The organism is Paenibacillus sp. Aloe-11 (genome assembly GCF_000245715.1).
In the GTDB taxonomy this organism is placed as follows: Bacteria; Bacillota; Bacilli; order Paenibacillales; family Paenibacillaceae; genus Paenibacillus; species Paenibacillus kribbensis.
Map to the genome: position 1 here is coordinate 66,616 of NZ_JH601057.1, position 17,464 is coordinate 84,079.

Genomic DNA, 17,464 nt, shown 5'->3' on the forward strand with positions numbered 1-17,464 from the left:
ACTTCCGTCCTATTTTTCGTTATCCCACTCAAAATGGGCACCGCACAGCGGAATAAAGATAAATTTGCTGTGTCCCAATTCAATTACATCATAAGCAGCCAGCTCCACTGGTGAATATACCGCTTCATTATTGTGGTATGCCAAGCCTGACGAATCGCCTGGCAGCAAAAAGAAGTTGCGTTTCTTCGGGTCATACACAATCACCGCATGATTTCTGCGAGAAATCGTGTTGTCTCCGATAATGCGGACATGCATTTCCTCTGCGCGTCCGATAAAGTTTTTCTCTGCCATAATGCGATAATCCTGACCCACCTGTGCTCCCTCGATGCACACCAGCCATCCGGTTACCGGGTGAATTCCCACCGTCTCACCCAAATACGGCATCGTTTTGTCATCGTCTCCCGCAGCATTGGTTTTCGCTGCTGGCTCCACGCTCTTGGGCGAAGCTATATTTACTACCGTATTGCAATAAGGACACGTATTTCCGTGCTTTCGTGTACTGAACATGTGTCCGTTCGGGCATCTTGTCAAACTCATAGTCGGTTCCTTCCCCCATGTCTGATTGTCTTTTCCTGCGATCTAGGGATTTTGCAACATCCCTATCTATTTGACGAGCAGCCTCGTATTGGCAATGTATAATAAATCACCCGAATAGATCCGGTGAGGCTCGCCGCTTTCCAGCTTTTTCGTCACACTTTCCTGGGCAGGCCGCAACCCCGTCCCGTTTCCGGAATCCACGTCCTCCACAAACCAGTCGTTGTTCACCCGGTTGAGCACCGCATGCTCCACGCTGATCAGCGATGCATAATCGGTATTCGCCAAATCAATATCCGCCTCAGAGCGGGACGTTGTTTTGCCGATCAAGAGCGATGTTTCACCTTCGATATACCATTCTTTAATGGACTCGCCTTCTTCATCAATCAGCACCAGCTTGGCAATCCGCTTACGCTCTGCCTTTGGCTTTGCCACGGGTACAACGGTCACCAGATTGCGCAGTATGTATACAAGCACACCGATACCGATACCTATCGCAACCACGGTTTTCAAGCCGCTGTAGCCTGTACGGTTAAACACATAAAAGGCGATCGCCAGCATCAGCCCGAACATGGCAACATCTATGATGAAAACCCATCTGTTCTGCGCCGTTTTCACTGCTTGCTTCCCCCGTTTCCATCCTGAAATCATCACTTTTTACGAATACCAAAAAACTGGTTAAACATCGCCGAGGTATCCGTCGGATCACCGGATTTTTTCGTATTTTTCCCAGGTGAGCCCTCCTTCGTTTTCGGATGAAAACCGAAAAATTGCTCAAAATTACTTCCTATGTCAGCCGGATTAAATCCTTTAGCCGCCTTGCGCGTACCTCCGGAAGCTGCAGCTCCTCTTCCTCTCTCTTGCTGCTGTCCGCCAGCTCCCTCAGTTTTTCGGATGAGCTCGGCATCGTATGCCTGCCGCAATGCTTCGTCACGCAAGGTATTATAAGCCTCGTGGATCAGCTTGAACTTGCGCGTTGCTTCCTCGCTTCCCTGGTTGGTATCAGGATGATACTTTTTCGCCAGTTTGCGGTAAGCCTGCTTAATCTCTGCCTCCGAAGCATCCCGGCTGACACCGAGCAGCTCATAGTAGTTGGTCATGGTATGATGTTCCCCTCTCCGAAAAAAATAAATATTAAGAGACCCGCAGGCCTCTTAATATTTATCCACCCTGCACCTGAGCACAGGGTGAGTGTGTGTGTTCAAACTGTGCCTGACATTAAGCCGTCAAGCTTAAACCGGATATCCACCGTCGATTGTAGCCAGCTCGGTTTTGTCTTTCTTTTGTTTGATGTAGAGTGTAAACGCACCTACACCTTCTGTGTCACCGAAGTGCTCGTTGTAGTCTACAACGAACGCATTCGGGAAGTAGATTTTACGCACAACTTGATCAGCTGCGATAACTTCCAGTGTTACTTTACGGTAGCTGTCTGCTTTTTCAGCAGGAACCAGAGACCACAAAGCCAGTTTCAGCGTGTCATCCGCGCTGTCACCGTCTACTGCTGTGATGATTTTACCGCTGATGCGCAGCGTAGAGCCTACGTCAGTGGAGCGTGCATTGGAGTCGTCCGGTGTATCGGTGTCATAAATAACCGTTTGGATGTTATCCAAGCCCAGCTCGATTGTTTCTTGTCCTTCTACTTTCAATCTGAATCCCATGTGTGTTGCCTCCTTGAAATTGGGTAATATGATGGCGGGAGAAGCAGAGCTTCTCCGCAATTTATGTGTAAAGGCGGTTCTGGATAGAAACGCCTCTAACATCTTTCGTAGCGCTCGGATCATGATTTAACCGAGCTTGTTCCTTTAGTGATCATGACTTCCAGGTTCTTCACATTGCCGTTGAAGACCAGATCGATATGGCACATATTGCTTTTCTCATCAATAATGAAGCTCATATCGTCTCCGTCCTGAATGATCGAGTTAACAGATCCTCTGCTGCCCAGCCACTTGCTCTTCTGACTGCTCGGATTGTTGCTGAAGAAGCGGACGATATTTTCGTGCTTGAAGTCTCCTGTCTGGTAGCGCAAAATACGTTCAATGTACGTGCTGACCAGCGTCTTGTAGATGGAGTCAAAGCCGTCCTCGGACATCGCCATGCTTCTCGCCTTGTAAACGGTAATCCGGCGGATATCCTTATCCTGGAGCTGAGCATTCTCTGACGAGAATACAAAACCGAAGTTTTTACGGTTAATGGCATCCTTGATCGTGTTGGTGAACCCGGTGATTTCCTTGGCCATCGTTGTCACTGTGCGCAGACTGTTGTCTCCCGCTTCGATGTCGAAGCGTACGCCAGGGTAGTTTTTGTTGACCGTTTTGAAGGTTTCACGCAGATACTCGGGACATTGATAAGCAGAGACCAGACCGGCGGCAACGTAGGCTGCCCCTACATAGACACCCTCGATCCACAGCTTGAGAATATCCTCTTTTTCCTTGGAGAGCTGGACACCGCTTTCGGTTTGCAGCATTTTGCTGTCGATAATGACACCCGATTTGTCCTTTGGAATAATCGTGAAGTTCGGCACACAAGGAATCGCAAATTCGCTGTATTCTCTGCGAACGAGAGTGGAGCACTTGTCGATATATTTGTCAATTCCGGCTGTCGCCATGCTGTTGAAGGTCGTTTCTTCACCAGATTCAAAATTAAAGAACATTTGAATTTTGTAATCCTTCACAACCTGCAGCAGCATCGAAAGGGATTCCATGGAATTTCCACCCTGCTTGACCACCTTCTCGTTGCCCTTGAAGCGTTCACGTGTAACCTTCACCTTACCGGCTGCTTCCAGCTCGATCGATGGGACGATACCGAACCAGATGGTGTCGCTAAATTCATTTTTAGCATTCACCGTGTTCAGGTACGTTTCCAGACGCGGGATGTTGCTGCTTTTCACCAGCATGTCCAGCTTGTTGTTCGCCACCAGCATCGTCGGCAGCATTCCCTTGCTCTTGGTTGCATATTGATCAAAAAACATTTTCACACCAAGGATTTTTTCCACAAGCGGCTTGACTGCCTTCACGAAATCGTCTTTCGCATTTTTATAGAACTCCAGATACGTGTTGTAGTTTTGCACTTCAACTGCTGTGTCAACCTTGGTCTGAACAGCTGGCAGCGGCACAAATGTACGAACCACCAAATCCTTCACATAATCGGAAGGTGTATCTGTAATGGAGTTATAATCTTCTTCGAACACCTGTGACAGATCACCGGTGCTGTTTTCATCCAGCAGCATCAGCTCGGTGCTTTCGCTCTTCGGCGCTTCGATAATTTTCAGTTCGCCGCTTTCTCCAATAGAGAGCATACCCACCTGGATCAGCTCACCGGAGTTCTCCTCTTGAGCGCCACCGAGCAGAAGACGAGTTTTAATATCCTCAATGGCCAGTGGCAGCATAGCCATCACATTGTTGTAGTTCTGACTTGCTTCCTCGAACATTCCATTCAGCTTGTCGCCCATGTCGAGTTTCTTTGGATCGCCATCATCCAGCTTGTCGTATTCACCGTACATATAGTGAATTTCTTTGCGGACTTGACGAATATCATCCATTACCTTTTTCGGAGAAATCATATCCAGCAGATTTTCAAACTTGAAATCCACATTGGTGATTCCTTGACTGCGTTTGGTATCAATGAGTGTGAACAACATTTTCAGAAAATCATTACTTTGATTGATGCGAATTTCAGAAATGCTATCCTCATCGATCCCCTCAGGCTTTTTAATGGTGTAGACGACTTTTTGATTGGCCGCGTTAAAAAACGAATATACGGTCGGTGAAAACTTATCTAAAAATTCGTCAAAGCTGCGCACCAGAAGGTGCTGGTTAATTTCCTTGATCTTCTCGTCACTTAAGCTGTCAATCCCTTTTACATCACCTACAATGGTGATCAGGTCCAGCTTTTCCGGGTTAATTTCTTCAAAAAGCATGGTCCGGTTCGTTTGATAAATGATTTCCATCGCTGTCGGCAAACGAATACTGTATGGGTATAGGTCTATTGCTCCATAGCCGGACACGGAATGTCCAATCGGAGCAGTAGAATACCCATTTCTAGTTCATTTGCCTCCTCCCCCCTACATAACATTCAAATTAGCCAAAGGATTCGGCTTATACCATCTTCACGGTACAGGCATGTAACCTCGAAAATCAGTCCGAAGCGTGATTTAACTTTTAGCGGCAAAAAATCAAAATGAGATTTAAACACAAAATGAAAAGTCAGATAACAGAGAAATTTTAAATTATTGATTTCGCATTCCTAACTTCAATCCCATTTTTTGCCGCTGATACGAAAGCTATCATACAAAGCACTCTTTGGTTTTGTCAATTTCTGTAGGCTCAGATTAAAACAGGGCATTTCGACTCATTTTATGCGTAAATACGTAATTTTTATGATATGTTAGACCTGTTTCTACAGGGAAATATTCACAAATGGAACTGAATTGCCGATAGAAATCCATTGGATATTTCTGATAAGCGTAAAAGTATCAAATTCATGGCCAAATGTGAGTGTTAACGGCTATTTTGATCCTTTATCCCTTATATCCCAAGGATTAGGAGGGTCGCTACACCCGCATTGGCCTTGTCGACGGAGGAGCTTATGTTCAGGATAAGGAAACTAGGGATTATCATTTTCATGACTTTTGTACTATTTTTTCAAATGGGCTTAAATGGGGGCATTTTCACTGTAAATCAGGCTAATGCAGCATCTTCGGGGACTGCTCCGATTGAGGGTTATGATGCTGTTTTTGTACTGGATACCAGTTATTCCATGAGGGACACCGATCCAGAGGGCATTGCAGCCGAAGTCATCAGTATGTTTATGGACTTGAGTGATGCAGACCGTACACGCGTTGGCTTTGTCGCCTACAACCATCACGTAGTCGCTTCCAAATCCCTGACCTCAATTGCCGTAGCAGCGCAAAAATCCCAGATTCAGCAGGAAATCAGAACGCTAAACCGTTCCGGTTATACGGATTTGGGGCTTGGATTGCGCAAGGGCTCGGAGCTGCTCGCCGCAGGAGCATCCAAGGGACGTCAGCCCTTTATGATCCTGCTATCAGATGGGGAGACTGATTTTGGTGCCTCCTCCGGCTCCCGAACGAAAGGAGATTCCAACAATGATGTGGCTTCTGTCATCAAATCCGCACAGACCAAAGGATATCCGGTGTATACGATTGGTCTGAATCATGACGGTACAGTAAATCGGCAGGAGCTGGAGCGGATTGCTTCTCAAACGGGGGGAGCTTCTTTTATTACGAGCAGTGCCGAGGATCTGCCGGAAATTTTGAATCGTATTTTCGCCAGTCAAATTCGATCCAAGCTCGTGCCTGTTGCCGCCATTACGACCACTGGCGAGATGCAGGAATTAACAGTCAACCTGCCAGACTCCAGTATGGAGGAAGCGAATTTGGTGCTTTTGTCCGAGCATCCTCTTCAGGAAACACAGCTGTATTCCAATTCAGAGAATGTTCGCAGGTATAAGTCGAGCCGATACGCGATTTTAAAAATTGAGCATCCACAGGCAGGCAAAGTAAAGCTGAAGCTGCGTGGGATACGCGGAGACTTGGTCAAAATCAATTTGCTCGGCAGCTATCGGCTGGAAGCCGAAGCTAGTATGGGAGGAAAACAAGGAACTGCAGCAAATGACAACAAGCCAGTACAGTTACTTAAAGGCCAGGCCACACCTTTTCAGGCTCAGCTCCTGTTGCCGGATGGTCAAAAGCTTGCAGATGAAGCAGTATATACGTCACTTCAAGCCCATATTATCGTTACACCTGTAAAGGGCGGCTCAAGCAAAAAGGTACCTATGACCTATAAGGACGGAGCCTTTCATGCCGAATATACGTTCCCTCAAACAGGGGATTATACTTGGCAGCTCGCTCTGGACAGCCCGCAATGGTACCGCAATGGAACCGTGCATAAGGTCCACGCGGCCAATGCGGCACCGCAGGTGTTAAAGGACCTGACGCTTCGCCTGGTGAAAGAAGATGGAGATTCCCGTCGAAGCTTATCGGATTTCTTTGCCGATCCGAATCATGACAAGCTAACCTACAAGCTGGAGACGGGCGCCACTGGGGATGCAGCCCATGCCGAGATCAAGGGTAATGATCTGCTGCTATCCGAGCTTCACACAGGAGACTCTGAGCTGAAGATTACCGCTACCGATCCGGAAGGAGCTTCCAGCAGCGCTACGCTGACCGTTTCCGTGCAGTCCCGGTATACCGCCATTAAATGGACGGTAGCCATAGGTATCGTGGTGGCAGCGCTTCTGTACTGGTTTTTGCGGCCCAAGCCGCAATTTGCCGGAAGAATCGAAGGATATTTTCTCGCAACGGCCAGTGGACAGGAGATTCCAGTAAAATCCTGGCCGCTCACCTCCTTTCCAGGCCGAAAGATTAGCCTGAAGGAATTGTTCCGTACGCTGGACGTTCACGAACCGCTGCCAGAGGCGGAGCGAATCCTGTTTTCCGCAGGTAAAAAAGGAAGTCTGGTCGTCAAACATGATACACGCTGCGCCCTGCAGCACGGAAAGGTCAGACTGACCCGCAATAAAAAAGCGGTAATGGAGTACGGTGACAAACTGTACATCACGTTCGAGGACGGCGTAACTGAAATTGAGCTGCGCTACAAAGCGATCAAGCCGAATACCTCAGTGTACACTGATCATATTCAAGCTCCGACAGGATAACGGGGTCGGAAAACAAAAAAAGGAAGCACCGCCTCTTACGATTAACGAACCGTAAGAGTGCGGCGCTTCCCTTTTTTTATCCAGTATTCCGCACGTAGTGCGGCTTTAAACCATCTGAGTGAGCGACAACGCTTGTTAGCCTGCACCTCCAGACCACGCCGAATCACATACGGCAGCAAGGAAATCCCTGCATTTTCAATCCGAATCCGGTCGGTCCGGTCTGCAAACAATCTGCCAGGCACATCCGGTGGAGGCGATCCTTTCTGGCAATAATACAGCGTGGCGGCCAAGCTATAGATATCCGATACAGGTCCCTGCTGCGAGCGGTTAGAATAAAACTCCAGCGGAGAGTAGCCTGCCGTGGTGAAGATCGGATGCTCCTTGCCCTCAAAATGTACAGCAGAACCGAAATCAAGCAGCTTGATGCTGCCATTCTCCCCAATCATAATGTTGCCAGGCTTAATATCCCGGTGAATAATGCCCTTATCGTGAATATACTCCATGGCATCAATTAAAGACAGCAACGCCTGATACTTAAAAGCAGGATCGGACATGAGCGCAGACTCTTCTTTCATTACCCTGTCCAGCGTCTTGCCTGCACAGTATTCCATCACCAGATAAGCAGTTCCATTTTCCTCAAAGTGATCTATATAACTGACAATTCCAGGATGACTTAACTCCTTGAGCATTTGCCCTTCACACAAAAAATAATGCATAAACTCCACATATTTGGATTGCATAGACGCGCCGCAGGTCACCGTTTTTCGATCCGATCCCCGAAGGGCCAGTGCACTCGGAAAAAACTCCTTCACAATGACCTTTTCTCGATGATCCAACAGCCTTGCCGTATACACGATGGCCAGCTCACTGCGGGACAAGGCGCTTCGAATTTGATATGTATTTCGCAGCTTCGTATTGCGGGCAAGCAGGTTCCCGCTTGTATCCACGATCATGACTCGTCCTCCTGTCAGGTTCTTAGCTTATGTCTTTTGTATATATCGGCTTATTCCATATCTTTTTATTATACCTTAAAATAGATTGCTAGAAAAACAAATAACCTGCCAACATTTCCCACATGGAAATGATGACAGGTCTTTTGGCATTCATCTGGTCCTTTTTTCTCAAACCCTGTTAGCCCAGCTTCGTTCCGGGCTTCATGCCGCGCAAGGTATGAGGACTTTTCTTGCGTTGACTGCGCGAATTGCCTTGATCCGGTGTACGAATCGTCAGCGCGATCAGGAACGATACGACACACAGCACCGCAATGGTCGTAAAGGTCGGGATGAAGCCGCCGAGCAAGGCTGCGATAAAAGATCCCGCCAGTGCACCGAGACCAAAGCCCTGATACACGATACCATAGTTTTTACTTTGATTTTTCAGGCCGAAGAAATCAGCCACAATGGCTGGAAAAACAGTAATGTTGCCGCCAAAGCAGAATGCAATTCCTGCTACACAGGCAAAGAACAAACCATAGTTCAGCGGTACCAGACTAAGCACTGTAACCGCGACCGCTGTTGTCAGCAACGCACCCGCTACCACTTTCAGACGACCGACCTTATCCGATAGCGCACCTAATATGATTCGTCCCGCCGTGTTGAAAATAGCGACCATTGCGACCGCATTAGCGGCTGTGGCTACATCCAGCCCGGCCATCCGTACGCCGATATCCTTGACAACTCCAATCAGATACAGCCCACTCATACAAGCGGTAAAGAACATCACGAACAGCAGATAGGCCTGCTTGGTGCGCAGCATCTCTTTAACGGTGTAATCCCGCTGCGGCGTACCCGCATTTTGTACCGAAGGCTTGTTCACGACTACAGCCTCCCGCACCAGGAAAGAACCGCCCACAATCATGATGAACACGATCATACCCCAATACAGAAATGCCTGTGATACGCCAACGGACTGAATCAGCGAACCATTAATATATTTGAAAATAAGACTGCCTGTTCCGTATGCCCCAACCGAAATACCGGAAATAAGTCCTTTTTTCTCGGGAAACCATTTGATCAGATTCGACAGTGATGTAATATATGCCGTACCGTCCGCAAAACCTACGACAACACCCGCTAAAATGTACAGCAGGGACAGGGAGCTTACCTGTGAGCTGAGCATTAACCCTACACCTAACACGACACCTGCACCTAAAATCAGACGACGCAATCCCCATTTATCCTGCAGCTTGCCTGCAAATAATGTAGCAATTGCCAGCGCAAAGCTGGTAATCGAAAATGTAATGGCGACCGAGCTGAGGTTCCAGCCAAAGCGGTCCACCAGCGGTTGATTAAACAAACTCCAAGTGTAAATCGTTCCTAATCCCATCTGGACAATAATCGTTCCAAGCACGATCAGCAGGCGGTTTCCACTGTTTGTTTTCATATAAATCTCCTCTTTTCATTCCGGCTCTTATAGCGTCAAATTGTCATCATGATAACCGGGAATCCAGTACGCACCTGCGCCCTTGGAGGAGCAAGTCTGTAAGGATCCTCTCTACATGGATCATTATAACGTCGTAAGTTAGCCAGAATTCATTTGAGGAATGAAATGCACATATAGCGGAATGAAGTGCCTTTATAGTCGCATAATTTGCCGAAATTCCTTGGCCTTGCTTCGGCTTACCGGAATCTCCGCTTCCAGGCCGCGCAAACGCAGGAGATACGTGTGATTGAACCAGGGCACAATTTCACGAATTTGCGACAGATTCACCGTGTAGGAACGGTGACAACGGAAAAAGTCCTGCTGCGGCAAGCGGGCATGAAATTCCGAGATGCTCATCGGCATCGTATATTCCTCATGCCTTGTAAACACGCGGGTAACCTTTTCCTGTGCGCACGCATAGTAAATATCGCTCGCATCGGTCACAATAATTTTGTCGTTTTTCAGCAGATTGATGCGACCCGAAGCGCTGACTATGCTTGCTTCAGCAGCTCGAGGCTGTGCAGGTGAGGCCGTATCCTGTGACTGGGCATTCCGCTGCTCATAGGCATTTTCCAGCTTGCGCAGCATGGCGGCGATTCGTTTTTCATCATACGGCTTGAGAATGTAGTCGAATGCCTCCAGTTCAAAGGCCTGTGCCGCATGTTCTTTATAGGCGGTCGTAAAAATAATATAAGGCTTTTTAGCAAATTTGCTAATATTCTGAGCCAGCAGCATCCCATCCAGCGAAGGAACATTAATATCCAGAAAGATGGCGTCCGTCTCCTGCTCCTGCAAAAACCGGAACACATCCAGTCCGTCCTCGAAGCTATTCGTCACCTCAATACTGCTATGCGTCTGAATAAGATACTCCAGCTCTTCGCGCGCTGGAATTTCGTCTTCTACAATTATGGCCTTCATGACTTCTCCTTTGGTATGTCAAAATAAACTTCGGTGCCTGGCTTATGCTTGAGAATAATAACTCCTTCACCATACATAAGCTTGAGTCGTCTGTGCACATTGTACAAGCCTATTTGTTTGACCGGAACCTGATCATGATACAGATTATCCACAACATCATCTCTTATACCCACCCCGGTATCTGCCACGGAAATCCGCACCTTTTCTCCCCGATCCCGTACGGAAATCGTCACTGTACCCGGCCCCTTTTTCTTTAGTATCCCATGATTAATCGCATTTTCAACCAAGGGCTGGATAATTAGGCTTGGAATGTGCACAGACACCTCATCCATCACATACTCCACCTGAAGCCGATTGCCGAAGCGCGCCTTTTCAATTTCCACGTAATCAGATACCTGCTGAAGCTCCTTGTGAATTTCGATCAGATCATCATTAAGCTCCAGATTATAACGCAGATAGCCCGACAAATTAATGATCAGCTCGCGCGCCTTATCCGGCTTGGTGCGTGTAGTCGAGGCAATCGCATTCAGCGCGTTGAACAAGAAATGAGGATTGATTTTGGTCTGCAATGCCTTCAATTCGGCTTTGTTCGCTGCTTCTTTAATTTGCTCCACACGCGACACTTCCATTAACGTGGAAATGATTTGAGACAAACCAATCGCCATCGTCTGCAACGGGTACGTGATTTTATATGCTTTACGGTAATAAATTTTCAGGGTTCCGGTTACCTCCCCCCGCTCCTCTAACGGGATAATGAGCAGAGACTGAATTTGGGGCGTTTTATCATCTGCAATATGATTGCGAATCGTGATTTTTCCGCTGCGGATCGTCGATTTGGTCACATCGCTAATGATCTCGTCACCAATGTGATAGCGTTCCTCGCCAAAACCGACATAGGCCAGCACATTTCGAGTATCCGTAATCGCAACCGCGTCTGCCTTGATATCCTCTTTTATGATCGAACAAATGGTATGCAGCGATTCCGCATTAATCGAACGAAAATAGGGCAACGTCTTGTTGGCAATATCCAGTGCCAGCTTGGCCTGTCTGGCCGCGATATTTTCCTTTTCCCCCTCGACACTCTGGATCAACAGAACGATTAGACCGATACTGACTTCCCCGATAATCATCGGCAATCCGATCTTGGAAACGATGTCCAGACCGAGAGCGTACGGGTGTGCCATCACCAGAATCAGCAGCATCGTTAATGCCTCGCAAATCATTCCTGCGGCGATGCCGACCAGCCATCTCTTGGAACGGCTAACCCGACGACCAATGTATCCAGATCCTACACCTGCCAGAATACTGGTGATCAGACATGGAATTGAGGTTACTCCCCCGATATCAATCAGATAGCGGTGGATACCCGATATAATACCTGTAATGATTCCAACCCATGGTCCGAACAAAATACCGCCCGACATAATCGCAATGATACGAACATTCACAAGCGAGCCTTCAACTTCAATCCCGGTGTACGTACCGAACAGTGCAAACATACAAAAAATCAACGTTAGCAAAGTCAGTTCTCCCGGAGAATGACTGTTCTTTTGCAGGGTTTCCTTAAACCGCGGAATACGGGTGATAAAAAATAAACAAATCAGCAGCAGCGCTGCGCGCTCAAATAGCTGCATCAGCATTTCCAAAAAGGCGTTCACATGTGTTCCCCCTCAAATAAAAACGAACATGCCTACACTACTCACTTATTTCAATATTCACTATGCCATTCCTGGCACAGATGCTTGCCTTTCCGCCAATCGGATATGTAAATTGCGGTGTGGTGTGTCCAAAATCGGCATCTGCAATCACTGGTATAGAGGCCAATTCCTTTTTTGAGCTAATGATTTGCCGCAGCAATTCTTTTGTCATGTGCGACGCCTGCTGAAAACGTCCAATAATAATCCCCCTGGCCTGATCAAATCCAGGCTGGTGCAGCAACGATTGCAAATCCCGATCAAATGTAGCAGGTGAGCTTTCGTAATCATCTTCAACAAATAAAATGCTTCCCTCCAGACTCGGCATATATGGAGTTCCCTGCAGCAAATTCAGGGTGCACAGGTTTCCGCCCACAATCGTTCCCTCTGCTTCTCCATCATGAATCGCATACGGACCTGCATTGCGGTGAAAGATTCTTTTATCCTGATCCAGATACCAGGCATCGTCACTCCACTCGGGCGAAGATTGGATTTGAATGCTGCCCTCTTCCAGCATCAGCTTTTGAAAATACGCCGTCGTATATTCATTTCCTTGCAACATGGCAAACGTCAAAAAAAGCGGACCCGCATATGTGATAAGGCCGGTTTTCGCATAAATAGCATGGCTTAACGCTGTGATATCCGAATAACCACATAATCGTTTGGGATGAGCGCCAATCAGTTCATAATCAAGGTGGGCAAGCAGTTGATTGGCATTATAGCCCCCACTTGAGGTCAGGATACCCTTTACCTTCGGATCGACAAAAGCTTCGTGCAAATCTGCTACTCTGGACGCTATCGAAGAAGATGTAAAATCATCATTTTCCAGTACATGTTGTGAAAAGCTCACCGTAAAACCAAGCTGCTCCAGCCTTTGCCGGGCAATCAGACGATTTTTCTCGGAAACGATCGACAAGCTTGTGGACGGTGAAAGAATGCGTATCTCATCCCCGGCTTTTAGTTTAGGTGCTTGTTTTCTTAAGTTCATGCTCGCTCCCCCTATCCAACATTTAAACTGCCACAAATTATACCATCAGCCTCCAAGTAAATATAGCAAAACCGGGAAATACCGCTTGATCACGATACTCCCCGGCTTATTTAGCCCTAGGATACTGTTGTTTAGTTGAATTGCACAATCAGCGTCTTCGGCTCAGTCTTACGTTACGGTTCAATACCCCAAACGAGCGTACCGTTCTGATACAAGGTTACGTGGTTCCAGTTCGTAAACGAGGTCTTCGTCGGATCGAACGAATAGTCGTCAGCTTCGTTGTAGTTCGTCCAGTCGTTCTTGTTGATCCGCGCCTGAATTTCGCCACTGCTGCCGCCTGCCACGAGGCTGCCCGCGCCCGGACCGAACGTTATTTCCAGATAAGCGTCCGCGCCCGCTTTCGCCGTCGGCATCTTCACCAGCTTACCGCTCACGCTGCTGCAGCCAACCTGCGCCCAGTCGCAGTTAAACGTCTGCGGCTTGTCCCCGTCGATCGTGTACCAATAGCGGATCGTCAGGTCTGACAAAGATACTGCGCTTGAGCCGTTGTTGACGATATTGAATTGCGGCTTGAATTGGTTGTCGCCTGCATTCGTATCCCCGGCTCTGTACTGCAGCGCGAGCGCTCCCGGTTTACCGTCTTCCGAAGCCTGCGGCGTCACGCTTGCCTGATCTGAATCCTCACTCTCGCCGGCACTGTTCGCCGCGCTTACCACGTAATAATACGTGTTATCGTTCGTCAGTCCCGTGTCGATATAGGTTGCCGAGGTAACAGTGGCTATCGTCGTATACGGGCCGCCGCTGGTCGTCGCACGTTTCACACTATAACTCGTCGCCCAGTTCGACGTGTTCCAGCTTACCGTCGCCTGCGCGTTCCCCGCCGTTGCCTTCAAATCCTTCGGCACCGCTGGCACGATCGGAGAGCTGCTTCCACTGTCCGGTTCATTCCCGTATACTTTTACGCCGTTCAAGTAGACCGGAACATAAGGAGAGATCGCCGCTGTTTTCGTAATACCCGTATGGCTCCAGTCGTTCGTCGGATCCCAGTGACTCTTGTAGTTGTGATCCTGCTTGGCGATCAAGCCAAATTGAAGATCACGGTCCCCATATATTTGGGAGTCAGCCCAATCGAATTGGTAATAATAAGTGCCTGTAGCTGCATCGACCGCAAAAGGACCGGTCACCTTAACGGGAACACCGCTGATCGTCTTTTGTTCATCGTAATAGATTTCGAGCGATACGTCGTTAATGCTTTGTCCAGCAGCCAGCAATTCGCTGATCGAGAAATAATATCTCGCAGCCATCCCCGTTTCGAAATGCGGAGGATGAACAGATTCATTATGAACGGTGAGTGTAACCTGCGACCGTTCGGTATTTTCCTGCTCCAGCTTGGCTTCCGCATAATATTCGTCCGTTTGCTCCTCTTTCGGCGGAAAGTCCGCCAACGGCTGCTGTCCCTGACCATAATGCTGATAAAGCCCGGCCAACGCTCCGACAAGGCCTGCGTTATAATCAATCGCCACCTCGTTGTATACATAGTCGGTCGTCACATCATTATGGAAATCTTCCGGATCTGGACCGCCGACGAGAGCGCCCCAGAGAACGTGCCGATGCTCTGTAGGAGTGAGCATATTGTTCGTTTTGGAGCCATGGGCCGCACGATGATGCGGGTGTTTGGCCGATTGCTGCGGAGTTGGAAATCCAACGATATAGGAATACCCCATCGGGTTGTCCCCCATGATATAGTCCATTTGGCTTTTCGCCCATTCCGCAAAGTCGGTCTGACCCGTATATTTGCTGTACACGAGCGCGCAAAGCTGGGCAGCCGCATTATATCGGGCGGACCCCCACGTGCTAATAACCCCGAATCCACCGGGACTCTGCTTCAAATAGTTCTTGTCGTTCGGGTCCTTGTGCTGAATTTTTCCGCCGGACCAGTACTCCAGATTCCAACGGGCAAAATAATCAAAGTCCGGATTGTCTGGAAACAAAGTGGCCAATTTCATGAAAACGCCGCCCCATACGGTATCCCAACTGTGTACCCAGATGTTTTGCCAGCTATCGGAAGTGCTTCTGATGATTTTTTTCATATACCCGGTGTACATGCCGTCCGGTCCCGTAGCATTGATATCGTGGATATAGTTCATATCGCCCGTCGCAGCGTAAAGCCAGACCGCTGCCCAAGACAAATCGTCTTCATCGAAGCTCGAATTGTAAAATCCGTCCGAGTTGCCAAGCCCCCTATAGGTTTGGGCAAAACGGTAAAGTGCCTTAGCGTTGTCTAGACACGTCGCTGCATACTGGGCATCGTCGTTCTTCATATTTAACGACATGATTGCAAGTGCTGCGGCTGCCTCTGCCGCTTGATCGCTGGCCGGCGTTTCCGCTGTGGCAAAAGTAGCCGTACGGGGATACTTCGCCGAGTCTTGTAATTCCGGCGGCCCCCAGTACGTGTGATCTACCGTGCCGTTGCCCACCATGTAGTTAAACGCGATTACATTACCGCTGCTGTCGCGAAAAGTAGACCTTAACAAATAGTCCGAAAACCATTTCAACTCTTCCAGCATATGCTCTTCTTGCCCACTCTGGCGAAACGCATCGCGAAACTCGTAAAATCCCCATCCCAAAGTCGACGCAGTATAGGATTGGGGCAATCCAAACTTGACATGGTCGCCGGCATCGTGAAAACCTCCGCTGACATCCACGGACCCATTGCCATCAGGGTCCAGAACCGCTTTATTACTGTTGATAAAATTGGCCGACATATTCGTCATGTTTGCGCTCGTCCCGTCGATTCCCAGAGGAATATGCGAATCTGTAAGCTCGGAGTCTCCCCGCCACTCCAAATGTCCACCCGTTATGCCCTGGCCGGACTTCTCCGCATCATAAAAATACAGTGATTTTTGCAGGGCCTCCGCATAGTTATACTTGACGTCATCCGCCGCTTTTGCAGGCACGGCCAAAAAAGACAGCGAACTTAATGTCATGGCCGTTGCAAGCACCGCGACTCCGCATGTCTGGAAAACGCCCAAGAAGCGTTTGCTGGTCTTCATTGTATCATCACTCCTTTGCTCTAATTGTTTCATTCTCTGGTAACCACCTTGGAAGAACATGCCGTTCCGGTACAAATTTCCGAGGCCCTAATCTGTTCCCAAACCAAGGCCTATTACATATCTCCTCCCCTTCTCCCAAGATAATTAATTTTAAATAAAATTTCCCAAAAAATTTATTTTGCTTGTTCATTATAACTAAAACAATTTGAAAATGATGTAAGATTTTGTCGAATAAAAGGTGTGATTTTTTAAGTTATTTATGCAAAAAGGGCGAAAACCACAATTGTCGCAGGTGTGAGGGAAGAGCCGGGGGTTATTTGAAGGACAAAAAAAAGAAACCCCCGAAGGAGCTTCTTTATTATTTATAAATAGGTAATACGATTATAGAGTCTGCAACGAGCTATATGATTAGGCTTCCTTGTTTGCGGAAGTCTTTCCGGCGCCTTCAGTTGCCGCCGCATCACCTTCCACAGCAGCATTTTCTACTTCAGCCGCACGCGAGACAATGATAGAAGCAAGCAGCTCTTCTCCAGGAACGTGGAGTGTTACTCCTTTTGGAAGCTTCAAATCGCTTGCGCTGATCTTGTCACCAACCTCCAATGCGGATACATCGACCTCAATGGTAGATGGCAAATCGGCGGGAAGCCCCTCGACTTCAACTTCCGTTTCCTGAACTTGCAAAATACCACCCTTTTTTGTACCTGCAGGGGTTCCTTGATAATCAATAGAAACACGCACGCGAAGCGGCTTGTTTTTGGATATTTTCAAAAAATCGGCATGCAGCCAATGATTGTCACGCTGTTGATAATCTTTAATAATAACCGGGATCGTCTCTTCACCCTCTATTGCGAGGTTAAATACCTCTGAACGTCCAGTCCTGACTACTTTATTAAATTCCTTGGCATCGACATGTACAGGGGTTCCTTCAAGCTCAGAGCCGTAAACCACAGCTGGAATCCGTCCTTTTAACCTCAAGCCACGGATGGCAGAACCTTTCTTCTCTGTTCTCGGCTGGGCGGTTAGTTGAATACTTCCTCCATTAGAACTCATGATATACAACCTCCTTCAGGTTATGTTACCCATGATTTTCTCCAAGAATCTTGCCTGCTAAACAACTCCATAAATCTATTTTACCCCTTTTTTCTGAAACTGACACACGTTTGCAAAAAAAAATAGCATTT

At 48.0% G+C, this 17,464-nt stretch carries 13 protein-coding genes; 1 reads left to right on the forward strand and 12 read right to left on the reverse strand.

Annotation, left to right across the window (positions count from 1 at the left end):
* Positions 1–9 precede the first annotated feature (9 nt).
* The 5 genes from WG8_RS17585 to WG8_RS17605 all read right to left on the reverse strand — a co-directional run bounded on the left by WG8_RS17585 (position 10) and on the right by WG8_RS17605 (position 4,480).
* Positions 10–537: an FHA domain-containing protein gene (locus tag WG8_RS17585; RefSeq protein WP_007431570.1), complete on the reverse strand. Its 528-nt coding sequence runs from the start codon at positions 535–537 to the stop codon at positions 10–12.
* Positions 538–603: 66 nt separating this feature from the next.
* Positions 604–1,152, reverse strand: coding sequence for an FHA domain-containing protein (locus WG8_RS17590; protein ID WP_007431571.1), 549 nt, complete (start codon positions 1,150–1,152; stop codon positions 604–606).
* Between the two features lie 32 nt (positions 1,153–1,184).
* A complete protein-coding gene (locus WG8_RS17595) occupies positions 1,185–1,634 on the reverse strand; it encodes a DnaJ domain-containing protein (RefSeq protein WP_007431572.1) in 450 nt (149 codons plus the stop codon).
* A 132-nt stretch (positions 1,635–1,766) separates the two neighbouring features.
* Positions 1,767–2,192: a hypothetical protein gene (locus WG8_RS17600; RefSeq protein ID WP_007431573.1), complete on the reverse strand. Its 426-nt coding sequence runs from the start codon at positions 2,190–2,192 to the stop codon at positions 1,767–1,769.
* Between the two features lie 119 nt (positions 2,193–2,311).
* Positions 2,312–4,480: a hypothetical protein gene (locus WG8_RS17605; protein WP_043891231.1), complete on the reverse strand. Its 2,169-nt coding sequence runs from the start codon at positions 4,478–4,480 to the stop codon at positions 2,312–2,314.
* A 638-nt stretch (positions 4,481–5,118) separates the two neighbouring features.
* On the opposite strand from WG8_RS17605, the gene WG8_RS17610 reads away from it, so the two are divergent.
* Positions 5,119–7,209, forward strand: a complete 2,091-nt coding sequence (locus tag WG8_RS17610; RefSeq protein WP_043891232.1) for a VWA domain-containing protein — start codon at positions 5,119–5,121, stop codon at positions 7,207–7,209.
* Between the two features lie 41 nt (positions 7,210–7,250).
* Here the strand turns inward: WG8_RS17610 and WG8_RS17615 are convergent, their stop codons facing one another.
* The 7 genes from WG8_RS17615 to WG8_RS17645 all read right to left on the reverse strand — a co-directional run bounded on the left by WG8_RS17615 (position 7,251) and on the right by WG8_RS17645 (position 17,333).
* Positions 7,251–8,162 (reverse strand): serine/threonine protein kinase, encoded by a 912-nt coding sequence (locus WG8_RS17615; protein WP_007431576.1) that lies wholly within the window; start codon positions 8,160–8,162, stop codon positions 7,251–7,253.
* A gap of 178 nt (positions 8,163–8,340) precedes the next feature.
* Positions 8,341–9,591 (reverse strand): L-lactate MFS transporter, encoded by a 1,251-nt coding sequence (locus WG8_RS17620; protein ID WP_007431577.1) that lies wholly within the window; start codon positions 9,589–9,591, stop codon positions 8,341–8,343.
* A gap of 192 nt (positions 9,592–9,783) precedes the next feature.
* Entirely contained in the window at positions 9,784–10,548 is a 765-nt protein-coding gene (locus tag WG8_RS17625) for a LytR/AlgR family response regulator transcription factor (protein ID WP_007431578.1), read from the reverse strand.
* Positions 10,545–12,206 (reverse strand): sensor histidine kinase, encoded by a 1,662-nt coding sequence (locus WG8_RS17630; protein WP_007431579.1) that lies wholly within the window; start codon positions 12,204–12,206, stop codon positions 10,545–10,547. Before WG8_RS17630 ends, WG8_RS17625 begins: the two co-directional genes overlap by 4 nt.
* Before the next feature lie 37 nt (positions 12,207–12,243).
* Positions 12,244–13,230, reverse strand: a complete 987-nt coding sequence (locus WG8_RS17635) for a S66 family peptidase (RefSeq protein WP_007431580.1) — start codon at positions 13,228–13,230, stop codon at positions 12,244–12,246.
* 173 nt (positions 13,231–13,403) lie between these two features.
* Positions 13,404–16,283, reverse strand: coding sequence for a glycoside hydrolase family 9 protein (locus WG8_RS17640; protein WP_007431581.1), 2,880 nt, complete (start codon positions 16,281–16,283; stop codon positions 13,404–13,406).
* 408 nt (positions 16,284–16,691) lie between these two features.
* Positions 16,692–17,333: a 50S ribosomal protein L25 gene (locus tag WG8_RS17645; protein WP_007431582.1), complete on the reverse strand. Its 642-nt coding sequence runs from the start codon at positions 17,331–17,333 to the stop codon at positions 16,692–16,694.
* Positions 17,334–17,464: the final 131 nt, after the last annotated feature.